General features: G+C 53.4%; 13 protein-coding genes and 1 tRNA gene. 6 read left to right on the forward strand and 8 right to left on the reverse strand.

The annotated features are described in order from the left end of the window. Window positions 1-10: 10 nt before the first annotated feature. From Q0835_RS01580 to Q0835_RS01600, 5 genes are all read left to right on the forward strand, one after another. Window positions 11-87: transfer RNA gene (locus Q0835_RS01580), tRNA-Pro, on the forward strand. Window positions 88-436: 349 nt separating this feature from the next. Continuing rightward, window positions 437-3,088 (forward strand): SMEK domain-containing protein, encoded by a 2,652-nt coding sequence (locus tag Q0835_RS01585; RefSeq protein WP_298958014.1) that lies wholly within the window; start codon window positions 437-439, stop codon window positions 3,086-3,088. Window positions 3,089-3,090: 2 nt separating this feature from the next. Next, window positions 3,091-3,462: a hypothetical protein gene (locus tag Q0835_RS01590; RefSeq protein WP_298958015.1), complete on the forward strand. Its 372-nt coding sequence runs from the start codon at window positions 3,091-3,093 to the stop codon at window positions 3,460-3,462. Beyond that, a complete protein-coding gene (locus tag Q0835_RS01595) occupies window positions 3,452-3,850 on the forward strand; it encodes a hypothetical protein (RefSeq protein ID WP_298958016.1) in 399 nt (132 codons plus the stop codon). Before Q0835_RS01590 ends, Q0835_RS01595 begins: the two co-directional genes overlap by 11 nt. Window positions 3,851-3,984: 134 nt before the next feature. Continuing rightward, window positions 3,985-4,890 (forward strand): radical SAM protein, encoded by a 906-nt coding sequence (locus Q0835_RS01600; RefSeq protein WP_298958594.1) that lies wholly within the window; start codon window positions 3,985-3,987, stop codon window positions 4,888-4,890. Window positions 4,891-5,290: 400 nt separating this feature from the next. On the opposite strand, the gene Q0835_RS01605 is transcribed toward Q0835_RS01600, so the two are convergent. From Q0835_RS01605 to Q0835_RS01635, 7 genes are all read right to left on the reverse strand, one after another. Further along, window positions 5,291-7,075, reverse strand: coding sequence for an adenine deaminase C-terminal domain-containing protein (locus tag Q0835_RS01605; protein WP_298958018.1), 1,785 nt, complete (start codon window positions 7,073-7,075; stop codon window positions 5,291-5,293). After that, window positions 7,062-7,970: a nucleoside hydrolase gene (locus tag Q0835_RS01610; RefSeq protein WP_298958020.1), complete on the reverse strand. Its 909-nt coding sequence runs from the start codon at window positions 7,968-7,970 to the stop codon at window positions 7,062-7,064. Before Q0835_RS01610 ends, Q0835_RS01605 begins: the two co-directional genes overlap by 14 nt. After that, window positions 7,967-8,980: an ABC transporter ATP-binding protein gene (locus Q0835_RS01615; protein ID WP_298958021.1), complete on the reverse strand. Its 1,014-nt coding sequence runs from the start codon at window positions 8,978-8,980 to the stop codon at window positions 7,967-7,969. The genes Q0835_RS01610 and Q0835_RS01615 overlap by 4 nt, the downstream gene beginning before the upstream one ends. Next, complete coding sequence (locus tag Q0835_RS01620; protein ID WP_298814811.1) at window positions 8,973-9,749, reverse strand: ABC transporter permease; 777 nt, start codon at window positions 9,747-9,749, stop codon at window positions 8,973-8,975. The genes Q0835_RS01615 and Q0835_RS01620 overlap by 8 nt, the downstream gene beginning before the upstream one ends. 3 nt (window positions 9,750-9,752) lie before the next feature. Then, window positions 9,753-10,577 carry an ABC transporter permease gene (locus Q0835_RS01625; protein ID WP_298958022.1) on the reverse strand — a complete coding sequence of 275 codons (825 nt, stop codon included), beginning with the start codon at window positions 10,575-10,577 and terminating at the stop codon, window positions 9,753-9,755. A gap of 61 nt (window positions 10,578-10,638) precedes the next feature. Beyond that, on the reverse strand, window positions 10,639-11,658 hold the full coding sequence (locus Q0835_RS01630; protein ID WP_298958023.1) for an extracellular solute-binding protein: 1,020 nt from the start codon (window positions 11,656-11,658) through the stop codon (window positions 10,639-10,641). Beyond that, window positions 11,655-12,635 carry a LacI family DNA-binding transcriptional regulator gene (locus Q0835_RS01635; protein WP_298958024.1) on the reverse strand — a complete coding sequence of 327 codons (981 nt, stop codon included), beginning with the start codon at window positions 12,633-12,635 and terminating at the stop codon, window positions 11,655-11,657. The genes Q0835_RS01630 and Q0835_RS01635 overlap by 4 nt, the downstream gene beginning before the upstream one ends. Window positions 12,636-13,944: 1,309 nt before the next feature. On the opposite strand from Q0835_RS01635, the gene Q0835_RS01640 reads away from it, so the two are divergent. After that, window positions 13,945-14,913, forward strand: a complete 969-nt coding sequence (locus Q0835_RS01640; RefSeq protein ID WP_298958026.1) for an aldo/keto reductase — start codon at window positions 13,945-13,947, stop codon at window positions 14,911-14,913. 118 nt (window positions 14,914-15,031) lie between these two features. Here Q0835_RS01640 and Q0835_RS01645 read toward each other — a convergent pair whose 3' ends face one another. Beyond that, window positions 15,032-15,448: a universal stress protein gene (locus Q0835_RS01645; protein WP_298958027.1), complete on the reverse strand. Its 417-nt coding sequence runs from the start codon at window positions 15,446-15,448 to the stop codon at window positions 15,032-15,034. Window positions 15,449-15,598 lie beyond the last annotated feature (150 nt).

Here is a 15,598-nt window from a genome sequence, read left to right on the forward strand (position 1 = left end):
AGGGTCCGTTCGGGCAGTAGCGCAGCCTGGTAGCGCACTTCACTGGGGGTGAAGGGGTCGTCGGTTCAAATCCGGCCTGCCCGACCATTTTTCAAAGACATGGATGTCGTTGAGATCTTTTGCTCGGTTGCCGAGCGAAAGGCCTGTAGTCATGCGTAAAGACTGGTTCGTGCTGTTGTAGCGCGCAACTTCATTTGGCCACCAGATTGAGGGCGAACCAAAGGCGCTTTCGGCCCTGAGCTGTCATTCGCATCGCTTGCGAAATTTTGTGGCTTGCCGAACCTCTAGTTGCAAAACGAGGTTCTGAATTCAACGATTGGAAATTGACCTTTTCCAACTAGTGATGTTCCCTAAGATTGGATGACAGCACGAGCTGACGCTCAAATCTTCGGTCAAGCTGCTAAACGCATCATTTCGACGGAAAAATAATGGCCCCATGAGAAGACAAGAACTCCTGACAAAATCGAGCGGACTACTAGCGCGATTTGCTTTTGATGTGCGCGTGAAAAACTCGATGGGGCTTTTCGACATAAACACGATATCTGAGGACTTACTGATACCAGTCTTTTCTGTCGTGTTTGATTGCCCAGAGCTCAAGAACCAAAATAAGATCCAGATGAATTTTCCGGCGATTGATCTGGGATGCTCGATAAGCAGGACTTCGCTGCAAATCACCTCTGATGCCTCAAGTGGCAAAGCCCTGAAAACAGTTGAGAAATTTGAGGAATTTGATCTTGGAAACGAATTTGACCGCTTGTTGATCTACGTTCTGACAGAGAAGCAGAAGAGCTATTCGTCAAAGAAACTTGTAGAAGCAGCATCAGGTTGTTCCATCAAATTCAGTCTTGAGCGAGACATAATCGATTACCAAAACCTGTCTCAGTTACTGAGCGAGCTTCCTGACGCAAAACTGGAGACCGTCGCTGATATTCTTGAGAGATTTTTTGTCGCCGAGGACACCAGTCGCAAGTTTCGAACAGAGCTGAACGCGTTCTTAGATGTCAGCGCCCAAAAAATAGAAGATGAAAAAAATTCAAAGAAGTACATTCCTTCCGTTTTTGTCGAAACGACGAAGACAAAAGAAGAGATGAGATACTTCGCGAACCCATTGTTTTTTTGCGAGAAGATTGACGATGCCCTAACTGAATTCAGTCTAGCGCAATACAATCGAATACTTAAACTGTCGCACATGGAGCCGATTGATTTCGATCTAGCAAATGCCACAGCATCTCCTTATCCCAAAACGATCCCGGAGCTTTATGCGCGCCTAGAAACGCAGCTTGATAGTATTTCTCGGGTGAAGGAGCATTTGTTCCCGTACACTTACGAAGGAGAAGCAGAGAAAAATTTCGCCTCACATGATTACTTGAGTGGTTATTGGGAGGTATTTAGGCACAGTCTGACATATGGCGGCATGGGCTTGGTTCGGTCTCTCGAAGACATCCAAAAAAAGGCTGAACTTGCAAACGCGAAAATTTTCCTAATTACAGGTATGGCGGGTCAAGGCAAGACGAACTTTATTTGCGACCTAGTTGAAAACCAATTCCGACAGTTTGAAATTCCAACTATATTTGTACCCGCGAGAAGGCTGAACGACTATCCCGGACCAAACCGTCTGTTGTCCTACATTGCGAACAATCGCTACTCTCCGGAGTTTGGTGACCCACATGACCTCTTTCAACTACTTAATGCAGTCGCTGCCGACTTTGGAAAACCATTCATAATCGCTATTGACGGTATCAACGAAGTTGGTGACCTGGATGGGTTTGTGTCTGAGCTGAGAGTCTTCTTGGAAGCCCTATGCCAGTATGAGTATATAAAGGTTGTTATCTCCTGTCGTAGTGAATTCTTCGATCATAAGTTCTCAGGCCTATTTGCCCCCCAGTTCTCAGAATTCATGCACCGCGTGCGAGACCTGAGAAGCAATATGTCTGACGAGAACAAGCTTCAGCTGTTTGCCTCCTATTTGGACCACTTTAAGATACGTGGTCATTTGTCGAATTACTCCCAAAGGGTGCTACAAGACGATCTAATCTTGCTTAGGATCTTCTGTGACATCAACGAAGGTCAAGAGATTGGTTTCGTGCCCGATATCTATAAGGGCGAAATCTTTGAACGATACCTTGTGACAAAGATTCAGGAGTTCCCCAATGACAAGCGACAAGAGGCTATTTCAACACTCTATCAAGTCTGTGCGAAGATGTTGTCGATTGAGGACTTCGCACAAATAGCACTGAATGGGTTTAGTAACGAGCAAAGACAGATCATAGATAAATTTATTGGAGAAGATATCGTTCTTCGCAGAGAAGTTCCTCCGACGGGGCTATCATCTTTGGGCTTATCTAACATCTCATTCACCTATGATGAGATGCGAGATTTTTTGTTGGCTCACTTTGTGATCAATCGATTGTCAAAGGACGACCCAAATGCGGTTGACACAATGTTTGAAAATATCAAAAAATGGCCAATTCATGAGGGATTCTTTAGGTACGCGTATCTTTTGGCCCGCAAGCAGGCCAACGACCATGTGAAGGCACTTTGCGAGAATAGTGATGATTTTCCACGTCATTATCTCAACAATCTTCCTTTGTTATCTCCGGAAATTCAGTCGGATGGTGACGTTAGTTGGGTTCGTGAGCAACTTAGGAATCCAGTCAATGATCGCGACCTTCGAGAGTTATGTTGGTTCCTTTTCAGGAAACGCATCCAGACTGATCATTTAAACATCCAGATACTCTTAGACCACTTACTTAGCCTCGATGACATGAAGCTGGAAGCTTGTGTGAAAGCTATGTTCTCCCGGTCAAGCGACTACCGAGGAGAAGAGTGGAGGGACCGAGCGAGTCATCTCCTGAATTCACTTCTCAAATCAAGTCACGAAGATCAAGCAGGAGTAGGCAAAACTGCGCTTGCTGTGTCTCTTTTCTTCGCCCCTTATGCACACTGGGACGAAAGTGAAGCTATAATGAACCTGTTTGCCGAGATGCAAGAAGTGCCAGAGTTCGTCGAAGCGTTGAAAAGCTGTGAAGATACCGCGTCAGTGCGTGTCAACGCATGTCTCGCAGAGATAGCGAAAGGCGTCAGTTAACCATGAGAAACCAAGTACTTTTGGCGTTACCTACATCTTGGGAACCAAACAGGCAGGAATTCCTTGCACAACTTGGAGTATCTGAAAATGGACTCGGCGAACAGCTATTTGGAAAGGTATACGATGCCTTGTTCGTGCACTCGACCGAGATGAAGCGGGAGTTTGAGCGATACTATTCCGTCGAGTACGGTTCACCTGAAAACTATGCCCGGATCGTATACGGGCTAGAGTTAGATGACGAAGACTTGGCACATGATCGAATTTTCTTGACTACTTGGTTGCCGCAGGTTGTCGACGACAATTATGAAGATAACCAGCTGGACAAAGTTCTCGCCTGCATTGAACTGCTAGGAAGGGCTAACAATGAAGCTTAAACTTGATTTCATTTCAAACAGTTCGTCGACATCCTTCGTATATATCTCGGATAGTGACTTCACTGAAGAAGTTTTTATGAAGGCCGTTGGGGTTGACCCGAATGGCCCGGTGGGGGACCTTTTTCGGGAAATGCACTGGGAGATACTCTCCGGTTTGCAAAGCGGCGAGACCATCGCAACATCAGATCAAGCTGACAGTCTGGCAAACAGACATGAATTTACACCAGACGTAATTGAAAAAATGAAAGAGGCCATTGATCAAGGGAATTCTGTCTACACAGGTTCTCTTAGTAGCGACGGTAAACTTGCTGAGTCTTTGCTATGTATGGAGATGTTTGAAATAAAATCTGACGAGTTTTACATCAATGCATTCAACAATTATTGGTAGATAAGTTGCTCAAAACCATACGTTACCGCAGTTTGGGGTACACGTCGTTCTTCAACCCAGAGACCGGCTTCTTTGCTAGACTGCCCGATAAAGGAGCGCGCGATCCATTCTGGTCACCTCACGGCCCTGAGCTAATGGACATATCGATAACCAATTGGTGCGATAAGGGTTGTGCTTTCTGCTATAAGTCTTCGACCAAACACGGGCAGCACATGGCGCTGTCAGACTACAAAAACATCATTGATCAAGCTTCCGAAATGGGCGTCTTTCAGGTTGCGTTGGGAGGCGGAAACCCAAATCAGCATCCCGATTTTGTCGAGATTTTAGAATATACCGCCTTGAAGAAAATTGTACCGAACTACACGACCAATGGGCGCGGGCTAAGTCGCGAAATTCTGGAAGCGACACAAAAACATTGCGGTGCCGTGGCTGTATCTGCCTACGAACCGTTCGATGAAACAGCTGAAACCATACAGACGCTGACAAAGTGCGGCATCAAGGTCAACGTGCACTTCATTTTGGATTCAGAGAGCATTGACCTTGCAATTGCATGGCTTCAGGAGCCGCCAGCTTTTTTGTCAGGAATCAACGCCATAATTTTCCTAAACTACAAACCGTCTGGCCGGAAAGTCTTTGAGAAGAAGATGTTAAGGAACAGCGATAGGTTGGATGAGTTTTTCGTGTTGGCAACCTCTAGTCAGCGAAAATTAAAAGTTGGTTTCGACGCTTGTTGCGTTAGCGGTGTTTTCGCTCGAACTAGTGCTAATCCCACTATGGTAGACGCGTGCGACGCTGGGCGATTTTCCATGTATGTTTCTGAAGATCTCTCGGTACATCCATGTTCCTTCCAAAGCGGCCTCGCAGAGGGTGATAAGCTGACAGATAGCACTTCACTGTTGGAGATCTGGACCAAGTCAGAGAACATGTCATCATTTCGTAGTTACTTCGCTTCTGACCGCTGCGGCGACTGCTCTCATCGGTCCACTTGCATGAACGGATGTCCATTGTTCGACGACCTAGTTGTGTGCGGTAACCGCTAAGCTGGGAATTCGCGACCAAGGCCGAAATCTACTGCAATCGATGAATGACAGCATTTTTAGTTGGGCGGGAGTTTCTTCGCAGCTACAGCAAACGTCAGCTTCCCGCCAAAAGCCGTCATTTTTCTTTAAAAGAAAGCAGCCTTGAGAGTTCGCCACGCATAAGCCGCGACCAGCGGGACAACCCTGTTACCGGCTGCGCGGGATCGCTCCACCCGATTGGCCAGTCCATCATTCAGTGCGAAAAATCCGGGTTGAAGGTCCAGATGTCCCGCGACGTTTTCACAGAACACCCATTCGGGGTCGTATTCTCCGATGACGCGGGCAACGTCCGAGAAAGAAGCTCAGGAGCCTCAGGGAATTCATCGCGCTGCAACGCGGGCATAACTACGGGCCCGACTGCTCACTCGGCTGTGCTGTCCAAAGAAAGAACCGGTGTCTCGAGCACGCGTCCCTTGAAGACATCAATGATGCCGACATCGCTCAGGCGTGGCCCCGCATTGCAGACCAAAGATGCGCCAAAGAGTGCCTTGAACACCAGATAGGGCGGCTCCCAGTCGACCAGGGCATCGAGAGCTTTGCGCAGAGCGGCGAAGCGCACGGCGATCTCCGAAAGCGGGGCTTCGCTCACCAGGCCCGCCAATGGAAGTTCAATTTTTTCAATGACTTCTCCCTTGGCAACCACGCACATTCCGCCGTTTGAAGACCGGACGGTATTGGCGGCCAGGGCCATGTCGGATGGATCACGGCCGAAGACCGTCAGGTTGTGGCTGTCGTGGGAAACGGTTGTTGCAAATGCGCCGCGCCACCTGCCCCACTTTTCCAGAAAGGCGACCCGGACGGGCGCATTTTGCCCGTAGCGGTTCGCAACGGCCATGCGGATCATGTCGTCGGGCAGGATCAGCTTGCCCGCCTCCACATCGACCGTTCGTGACCCCCAGACCGGAAAACGCGGTTTTGAAAGAACCGCGATCTGTGCGCTGGAGCCGGGAGCCTGAATTTCAAGGTCATCAGCTTGAAATTCGGCGACGGACACAGAATTCCTCAACGCAGCCGGTGGCTCGGTGCTACGGCAGGGCATAGTCAAATTTCCATCTTCAGAGACAGTTTTGCCATCTGCAACAACAAGGCTCGGCTTCACCTGCGCAAGATCGTCAAGGAGAACGATGTCGGCGCGTTTGCCCGGCGCGATCAGGCCAAGGTCGGGTCGCCTTATGCGCGTTGCCGCGTTGAGAGTTGCTGCGCGGTAGGCCCACTCCGGGGGAAGTCCGAAACGGATCATGAGCCGGATGACGTTGTCGAGGCCACCCTGGCGCTGAAGATCGTCCGGGAAGACGTCGTCGGTGCAGAGTGTGAGCGTTTGCGGAAGATGGCCCAGGTCGAGAATGGCCTTTGCAAACTCCGGCAATAGATGTTCGTGCGAACCGCGCAATTCAACGGTCATGCCGGCTTCAAGGCGTGCAATCAGATCTTCGGCTGAAGACAGTTCATGGTCGGTCTCAACACCGGCTGCGGCATAGGCCGACAATGCGCCGTCGTTGAGGCCGCGCGCGTGTCCGCACACACGTTTACCGCTTGCCAGACCGGCATTCACGATGCCCTGGACCCTGTCGCTGCCATTCAACAGCGGCTGCATCGTCATCAACTCCGCAGCGCCATGGATGTCGGGTCTTGCCAGAAGCTCTGTCAGCAGATCCGGGTCAAAGTCGCCACCGCTGGCTTCAAACCCGGGCGCGGAGGGAACGCATGTGGGCGCAAGAGTAAGCAAGCGCAGCGGCAACTCCTTGCCAGCGTCAATCGCATAATCAACCCCGGCAAGACCGCATGCGTTGGCGAATTCATGCGGATCCCAGACAATGGTGGTCACGCCGCGCGGAACCACGGCAGCTGCATATTCGGCCGGTGTCACCATCGAGCTTTCAACATGCATGTGCGTGTCGATAAAACCGGGCACCACGAAGCGGCCTCCGGCATCAAGACTTGCAATTGCATCGGCCTTTGAGCCTGCTTTTCGAACGCTGGCGATGAGCCCACCGACAATGCCAATATCGGCGTCCCGTTCCCGGCCCGTGACCATGTCCAGCAGGCGCGCGTTCGATATGAGGAGATCGAACGGTTCAAGACCCTGGGCAGCCCTCACAGCGCGGGCCCGCAATTCCGGCGCGTTGATGTTGCTATCTTGGGCCATCCATGGCCTCCCGTTTCAATGCACTCAGACAGAGCCGGGCAAGATCGGTTCCGGCTGTTGTTGCAAGTCTCACTTTGGACGCTGCGACGTGCGAGACGTTCGTTGCGCCATAGCTCTCGTCAGATTTGGTCGAAACCTCAACGGCGCATGGCGAAAAGCCAATGCAGTCCGGCTGCGCCGCGGCCAGTGCGGCGAGAGGATCGTAGATCGCCATTGCGGACCGTCCGCGCTCCAAGGCAATATCGAGGTAACCCCCAAGAAGGTCACCGGTCAGCTGGTCCGTCAGGGGCATGTCCTTTGCTCCAAAGGTCACTTTTCGGCAAAATGACAGGTCGACAATGTCGATCCGAATGCCAGTTGAAAGCACATAGGCCAATGCGTCTGCGTCCGCAAAGGCATTGTACTCTGCCAGAGGCGTGTGGTTTCCCCTGCCCGCGCTTCCTCCCATCCAGATCAGCCGCGTTGTCCGATCAGCCAGTTCGGGCGACTGCTGCAGGAGCAAAGCAATATTGGTCAGTGGCCCAAGCGCCAAAACCTCGCGCTCAGCACCCGCGCCATCTGAAAGCCAGTTTCCAAGAGCCTGCACAGCGCCTTCGGAAGGCGCGTTCGTATCCGGCTTGGGCAGCACCATTCCTCTGGTTCGCATGCCTGTCGGGCCCAAAATGCGCTCAGCGGTTTCCAACGGGCGCTTCAGCGGCTTGGTTGCTCCCTGCCATACCGGCCAGTCGAACCCGTAAGCAGTCTTGGCGCCCATTGCGTTGACTGTTACCTGAGCAAGCGGTGCGTTTCCCGCAACAAGGGAGACGCCAGCCACATTCCGCCCAAAGTGCCTCAGCACGAGAAGCGCCCACAGGTCGTCAAACCCGAAATCCGTATCGACCCAAATTGCTGTCACAGTGCCAATTGCCGCGCGGTTGCCTGGGGAAGGTCAAAAGCAACCTGCTCGCCTAGCGGCACTTCGGGAAGCTCGATCGAGGCATCGGCCTTGATCTGACCCAGCGGACTGTCGATCACGTATTCCCGGTGTTCGCCGGCAAAACTGCTTGCGATCACCCGGCCGGTGTGTGGCCCCTTCCCGACCGCGACACCGCTTGGGCGCCAGGCGAGCATGGGGGCGGCAACGTCAGTGCCAAGCGGCAGTCGGCCTTGGTCAGAGACGAGATCCGTTCCCTCCATCCGGAAGATATTCTCAAATCCCATGAAGTTTGCGGCAAACGCTGTGCTGGGTTCGGCGTAAAGCTCTGCCGGCGATCCAAGTTGCTCAATCCTGCCATCCTTCATCAACACGACCCGATCGGCCAGAGCCAGTGCCTCTGATTGGTCGTGAGTCACAAAAACCATCGTAATTCCGGTGTCCTTTTGCACCCGTTGCAATTCATTGCGCATCTCCAGCCGAAGTCGTGCATCCAGGTTGGACAGCGGTTCATCAAGCAGGAGGACCTTGGGTTCCATCACAAGAGACCTGGCGAGTGCCAATCGCTGCTGCTGCCCGCCGGACATTTCAGCGGGCTTGCGCGTCTCGAAGCCCTTCAGGCCGACAGTTGCCATACCGGCTTCCGTTTTGGCCCGCACCTGAGCATCCGGCAGTTTGCGAAGCCGCAGCCCGAACGCGACGTTCTCAAAAGCACTGAGATGAGGAAAGAGCGCATAGGACTGGAAAACAAGACCGATGCCCCGCTTGTTTGCCGGTGTCCGGGTCACGTCCGCACCGTCGATCATGATTTTGCCGCTGGTCGGTGTCAAAAGCCCGGCGATGGCGCGCATGGTGGTTGTCTTGCCGCAGCCCGACGGTCCCAGCAGCGCGATCAGTTCGCCCTTTCGGATATCCAGATTGAGATCCGGCACAGCGACCGTCTGCCCGTAGGAGAGCGTCAAATCCGACATTGAAACGAATGCGTTAGACATAACGAGAGAACCCCAGAAGTCGTTCGGCGGCAAAAACAATGGCGACCGACATGAAGGCCAGGAGAGCCGACAGCGCAGCGACCGACGGGTCGAATGTGATTTCCATATAGGACAGCATGTCGATCGGCAGCGTGCGCACGCCAGGTCCGGACAAGAACAATGAGGCCGGCACCTCGTTGAAGCTGGTGACGAAACCCAGAATGAAGGCGGCGAGAATACCGCCCCTGATGTTGGGCAGAACGACCTTGGTGAAGGCCTGCAGCCGGGTGCAGCCGAGGATGACCGCAGCCTCTTCCATATCAGCACGCAGATTGTTCAGGCTCGAAGACACAACACGCACCGCATAGGGCAGCACCAGAGCGGTGTGTGTCACAAAAAGCGCCATGGTGATTGTGACATCAAGCGGCACAACGAAGTATCGCAGAAGCGCCAGCCCAACGATGATGCCGGGCACGATGATGGGTGCGGCAACAATCGTTCGGATGGTCTCTGCACCGGGCAGATCGTAGCGGTTGAGCGCATAAGCAGCCGGGATGCCGATCAGCAGGGCTGCCAACGTGCCAAAGATCGCAAGGAACATTGAAAGAGCAAAGCTGGCCCGGAAGCTCTCCACCGTGAAGACCTTGGCGTACCATTTGAGCGACAGGCCCTGAGGCGGGAAAGACAAAGCCTCTCCAGCCGAAGCGCCAGCCAGAATAACGATCAGGAACGGGCCGATCAGGAAAGTGAGCGTTGCACCCAGAATAAGCCAGACAGTTAAACGGGACACGGTCTACCTCCTCACCGAGGCAATGCGCTTCAGGACCAGATTGGCCGAGAAACACATGACGATCACGATCATGGCGATCACGCTTGCCGACACGAAGTCGTTTGAAACATTGACCTTCTGGTAGAGCAATGTTTCAAGCATAAGGACCTTCGACCCTCCTAGAATGGCCGGCGTGATGTAGGCCGTAAGCGCTCCGGTAAAGACCAGCGTACCGCCGATCACCAGCCCCTCCTTGGTCAGCGGCAGGATCACCCGGAAAAAGACCTGGAACCAGCTGGCGCCCAGCACACGGGCTGCCGGAACAACATCGCGGGGGATGTTCTCCATGGCGGAAACCAGGGAAATGATCATGAGCGGAAGGAACAGTTGCAAAAGACCGATGAAGACAGCCGTTTCGGTGAACAGCAGGCGGATGGGCAGTTCCGACAGGCCGAGCCCCACAATCACATCGTTGACGATGCCGGTCCTGCCCAGAATGACTATCCAGGCATAAGTCCGGGCCACCGGAGAAATCATCAGCGGCAGAACAACGAGGCCGAATATGCGCCCTCGCGATGTTGCCGGCAGATTTACGATGCAGAACGCTGCTGCATAACCGATCACTGCGGAGGTCCCGGCGACCAGAATTCCGAGTTTGAGCGTGCGGAAAAAGACGCTTTGGTTCAAAGGTTCGGAGAAGAAATCAACATAGCCCTGCAGGCTCCAGGCCCCGCTCTCGGCCTGAAAGGCAACCGAGAGCAGGATGCCAACCGGCACCAGGAATACAAGAAAGGTGAAAAGCGCGGCAGGCAGGGCAAGCGCCAGTCCTTCTGCGCGGTTGAGAAACATGAGGAAGCTCCGGGCGAATGGGCGTGGGAGGGCGGCCGGTCTGACCGCCCCCGGGTCGTCTTTAACGGATGACCTCATTGTTCCATTGGTTTACCCAAGCATCGCGATTGGCGATGATGACGGCTGGGTCAAGAATGTTGAGCGAATTGATGAGCTCGGCCCCGTAGGTCAGGTTTTCCGCCACTTCATCACTGACTTTGACGTCCATATTGGCCGGGCTGTCGATCAGCGCTTCGGCAACCCGGGTCTGAACTTCTGTCGAAAGCCAATAGTCCATGAGCTTGTAGGCCAGTTCTTCATTGCCGTTGTTGGCGGTCATGATCATCACATTCATGCCGCCTGCCTGGCCTTCTTTCGGATCGGCCCATGCAAACGGAAGCGGAGAACTCTTGAAGCGGCTCCAGGCGAAGCGGCCGACAGGTGCTGCAATGACTTCTTCCTGGTTCATGAGCTGCGCAAGCTCCGAAGACCGGGAGTAGAAGGTCACGATGTCATCGGCGTGTTTGCCGATTTCCGAAATCGTTGCGCCAAATTCACCCGGAGCGCCACCCTCGGCCTTGTTGAGCATCATCAGGGTGAGCGGCCCTTGTGTGCCGGTAATATTCGGTAGGGAAACATTGCCTGCCAGCTTTTCACCCAGCAGGTCGTTCCAGCTCTCAATGCTCACCAGGTCTTCACGATAAACGATTGAACTTGCATAGAAAGTGTAGCCAACAGCCATGCTGTCGCCAATCGGATCCTGGGCCGCCGGGTAGAGTTTGTCGAAGCTTTGAAGCTTTGAAGTATCAATTGGCTGAAGAAGACCCTTGCGCGCGAGGCTTAGCGCGTCGTGGGAAGAAATCACCGCCATATCGATCACAGGATCCGCAGCATTTGCCTCGATCTTGGCCATGCGCTCCACGGAGTTGCCGGTTTCAATCACCAGTTCACATCCGCACATCTCCTCAAAAGGATCGTACAGCGCTTCCTTGTAAGCGTCCTGAGCGAAGGAATAGACCGAGATGGTAAGCTTGTCTTGTGCTGCCGCACCGGTCGCAGTGAGAGCTGCACTCAGCGCAAGGATGGGTATGTACTTGGTCATTGAGGTCGTCTCCTTGTTAAAAGCTGGCTCGGGATGGATGTTGATTGCCGCACCACCAATCGCATCGGTACGGTTTCCCCTTCTTGAGCCGGTGTATCGCCGCTGATTTTGGCTGAGATGATGTCAATCGCGCGGCTGGCGATTTCGTCGACATTCTGGGCAACCGTCGTAAGCGCCGGATGCATGATTGAAGAAAAGGACATGTTGTCGAAGCCCGTCAGACTGACTTGATCCGGGACGGAAATCTGCCTGCGCATCAATTCGGTGCGCACCTGCAGCGCAATCAGGTCTGACGTGGTCATGATCGCTGTCGCACCCGCCTGCACCTTGGCGGCCGCCAGCTCAACGCCTGCTTCGCCCCAAAACACATCGACTTCAATGTCCGAAGGCAGGGCACCACGCATTCCGGCAATGCGATCACGCTGCACCTCGGAAACCTTGTCCCCTCCAAGGATCACGAGCTTGCGATGTCCGATATCCAGGATATGCCGTGCAACCAGAGCGCCGCCGCCTGCGTGATCCGCAGAGACTGAATTTCCCGGGTCAGAAGCCGTGTTCAAAACCGCAATCGGCACGGGCACCGGGTCGGGCGTTGTTCCCTTTTGCGGTACAACGATAAGGCCATCCACGCCCCGATCCATCAGTCTCCGCAATGCTTCGGTCTGCTCGTCCGCGCTGCCCCGCGAATCCGCAATCAGAATACCAAGCTTCCGTTTGTCTGCTTCCATCGAGAGCGTCTGGGCAATCCGTGGAAAAAGCGGGTTGGTCAGGTCGGGCATGACAAGACCGAGAATGCCGGTCTGCCCTGTCTTGAGGGCACGGGCCGCCGTGCTGGGACGATATCCAAGTTCGTCCGCTCTTGTCCGGATACGCGCAGTCAATTCCTGCGAAACCCGTCCCTTGCCGGTCAACGCGTTCGAAATCGTTGCGGTCGACACGCCCATGTCATTGGCAATTTGCTTGATGCTGACCATCATGCCCCCTTGCTTTAACGATTAAGCAAGTTAGCCGACCTCAAGTCAACGCTTAAGTTAATCGATTAATCAAAATTCTGGATTGAGAAAAACGGTCGAGGAGTCTTTCCAGGATTTGAGGACGTGCTGCGACCGGTCCAAAAGCTCTAGCGGCAACACCTGCGGGCCAGAGCGTTACACCGACGAACATCAATCACACTGTCAGTCGGGAATCGCTGGCGGGAAAATTTTCTGTTGGTCACCCCAGCAGCCGCAAGACCCAAACGACAGCCGGTCGAGCCGGAATCGACGATCGGCTGAATTCCGTTTCGTGCCAAAGAATGGACACTTTGTGCCCGACCCGACAACTATCAAACACACCGGGCAGGACAAAGACGACAGTTTCCATCACCGTCCAAACAGCCCTCAAAACAGGACCTTAGGGCAAAGCGCTCAACGCCTGGCTTATTTGACACAAGACAAGCAGACACAAAGCAAGCTGAAAATAGATCTAAATTAATTCCACAATTTTAGCTCTAAATTTTCAACTTATCGACGAATTCAAATCCTAGACTCCCAACCATAATAACAAAGACGGGGCGGGAACTCTCAACGAACGCGCTTACAGGGATAAATACTTGTAAGCGCAGACTTAAGGAAAGATATTCCAGATGAAAAGCGCGTTCATGGTTGTTGTTGCTGCGTCACTACTTGGACTAGCCGCTTGCAATGGCGAAAATTCCAATCAACCCGATGGGGCTTCACAAGGGAATGAGAGTGTTGCTCCCCAGAGCTCTGCCCCAAGCGACGGCGCGCCGGCCGTCGGCGATACGGACACCACCCAGTCATCCGCTCCAACGGCGCAATAGTCCATGCGCGTTCTTTCAAGGTGGCCGGTACCGGCCACCTTGCTCTAACAAGAACACCATTTTCGAAACGACACCAGCCGGCGCTGCAAAGAGCGCGCAAAACCCCCGCGTCAATGCTGTCTGGACTTGTCCCCTCCTACCCCTTTTTGAAAACGTGCTGAACTTGCAGTTGCTCAAAATATGGCGGCCTGCAAGACGTCATCATTCTCCCATCGATTGAGAGACAGCCCTGGGTGCTTTTGCACATCAGCGAAACTTGGCGAATGGCCTGACATCGGCTTTCCTGATTTGATAAATCCGATACGGAACGCTATTCTTGCGCCCCCTTCATGAGCACGCCCAGCACAATCGCAGTGTGCCCAATTTTCTTGTTTTTCACTCAAACACCGATGCCATCCGGCGATGCTGTGTGATGTTTTCCAGTCATGAGCAAATGCGGATCCTGGATTCGAGGATGTTAAAAGATGCAGTACAAAACACTCGGCCGCACAGGCGTCAAAGTCTCGCAACTCTGCTTTGGAACCATGTCATTCGGCGGCGATGCGGACGAAGCTACTTCTGCGGAGCTTTACAAGGCGACACGCGACGCGGGCATCAATTTTTTCGATTGTGCGGATGTCTACAGCAATGGCCTTGCCGAGGAAATTCTTGGCAAGTTGATCTCTCATGAGCGCGACGATCTTGTGATCACCTCGAAGGTGTTCGGAAAAATGGGAGAAGGTGTCAATGACGGAGGCACCAATCGCAGACACGTGACAAAAGCCGTTGAAGCGAGCTTGAAGCGATTGAACACCGACCGTCTGGATGTCTATTTCGTTCATCGATGGGACGAAGATACGGCGCTTGAAGAAACCCTGCGCGGGCTCGAGGACCTCGTACGATCGGGCAAAGTGCTTTACCTCGGCGTCAGCAATTATGCAGCCTGGCAAATCGCCAAGGCGCTCGGCTTGAGCGCAAACAAAGGATGGTCTCGTTTTGAGGTCATTCAACCGATGTATAATCTTGTGAAACGGCAGGCCGAGGTCGAAATTCTACCCTTGGCACAATCAGAGGAGATGGCCGTCATCTCCTATAGCCCTCTTGGCGGTGGTCTCCTGACAGGCAAATATTCCGGTGCGTCGACAAAGAGTGCCGGACGCCTGAAGGACAATGACATGTACGCGTCCCGGTATGGTGATGACTGGGTCTACGATGTAGCCGAAGCGTTCACGGCTTTTGCACGTGAAGGTGGGTATGATCCTGTCAGTCTTGCTGTTGCCTGGGCCGGTGCACACGAAGGCATAACCTGCCCGATCATCGGTGCTCGAAACACACGTCAGCTTGACCCTGCGCTGCGGTCCATTCACATCGAGATGACACCAGAGATGCGCAAAGAAATCGCGGCTCTTTCCCGCACGCCGCCGCCCGCAACCGATCGCTCGGAGACCACGTGAGAACTCCCAAGTCTTCTGTCCAAAGCGCTATTTCTCGGCGTCTTCAATGCGCTAGGCACAAATCGGCAGCCAAGCTTGAGGTCAGCCTGAACTTCTGTTGCACCAATTCAGGCCTTTTCTAGCGCACCACGTAAACCGAGCACTTTGCGTGGCTGGCGACGTACCCTGCATTGGAGGAAAAGATGTGATCCAGGAAGCCGGGGATATGAGACGCCATCACGATCAGATCGACGCCCATGTCTTCTGCGGCCTTGATAAGCACATTGCCAAGGTCAACAGCGACGTCGTTGTCGATCATCGAACGGGTCTCAACTGGATGTCCGATTTCTTGCGCGACGTCGCGCGCATAGGCATCCAGGTTCTTTTCAAACTCGGCGGGATTGTGTGCAGCTTCAGTCACCGCAGAACTTGTAACGCCGATCAGAGTGAGTTTAGTGCCAACACCGAGTTTCGCCAGTTCTCCTGCCACGGAAACAGCTTTTGACAAAGCGTCTTTATGGGCAAGATCAACGGGAATTAAGATGGATTGAGCCATGACTGGCCTCCCTTAATTGCAAGACCCTAGGTTGACGGATATGCGGCTTGCCTGCCTTGATCTAAGACAATGGCTGGAAGCGGTCATCCCGCCTCACGTGACCCAAGGCCACAGAGAGCCTGAGGGGTATCTTTGGATGACAGGATCGAC

The organism is uncultured Roseibium sp. (assembly GCF_947499295.1).
Lineage (GTDB): Bacteria > Pseudomonadota > Alphaproteobacteria > Rhizobiales > Stappiaceae > Roseibium.

What these genes read in the sequence shown, in the direction of transcription:
- Q0835_RS01605 (WP_298958018.1), bottom strand. Translation starts at nt 7,075, where the DNA reads ATGGCCCAAGATAGCAACATCAACGCGCCGGAATTGCGGGCCCGCGCT.
- Q0835_RS01585 (WP_298958014.1), top strand. Translation starts at nt 437, where the DNA reads ATGAGAAGACAAGAACTCCTGACAAAATCGAGCGGACTACTAGCGCGA.
- Q0835_RS01590 (WP_298958015.1), top strand. Translation starts at nt 3,091, where the DNA reads ATGAGAAACCAAGTACTTTTGGCGTTACCTACATCTTGGGAACCAAAC.
- Q0835_RS01630 (WP_298958023.1), bottom strand. Translation starts at nt 11,658, where the DNA reads ATGACCAAGTACATACCCATCCTTGCGCTGAGTGCAGCTCTCACTGCG.
- Q0835_RS01600 (WP_298958594.1), top strand. Translation starts at nt 3,985, where the DNA reads ATGGACATATCGATAACCAATTGGTGCGATAAGGGTTGTGCTTTCTGC.
- Q0835_RS01625 (WP_298958022.1), bottom strand. Translation starts at nt 10,577, where the DNA reads ATGTTTCTCAACCGCGCAGAAGGACTGGCGCTTGCCCTGCCTGCCGCG.
- Q0835_RS01635 (WP_298958024.1), bottom strand. Translation starts at nt 12,635, where the DNA reads ATGATGGTCAGCATCAAGCAAATTGCCAATGACATGGGCGTGTCGACC.
- Q0835_RS01645 (WP_298958027.1), bottom strand. Translation starts at nt 15,448, where the DNA reads ATGGCTCAATCCATCTTAATTCCCGTTGATCTTGCCCATAAAGACGCT.
- Q0835_RS01615 (WP_298958021.1), bottom strand. Translation starts at nt 8,980, where the DNA reads ATGTCTAACGCATTCGTTTCAATGTCGGATTTGACGCTCTCCTACGGG.
- Q0835_RS01595 (WP_298958016.1), top strand. Translation starts at nt 3,452, where the DNA reads ATGAAGCTTAAACTTGATTTCATTTCAAACAGTTCGTCGACATCCTTC.
- Q0835_RS01640 (WP_298958026.1), top strand. Translation starts at nt 13,945, where the DNA reads ATGCAGTACAAAACACTCGGCCGCACAGGCGTCAAAGTCTCGCAACTC.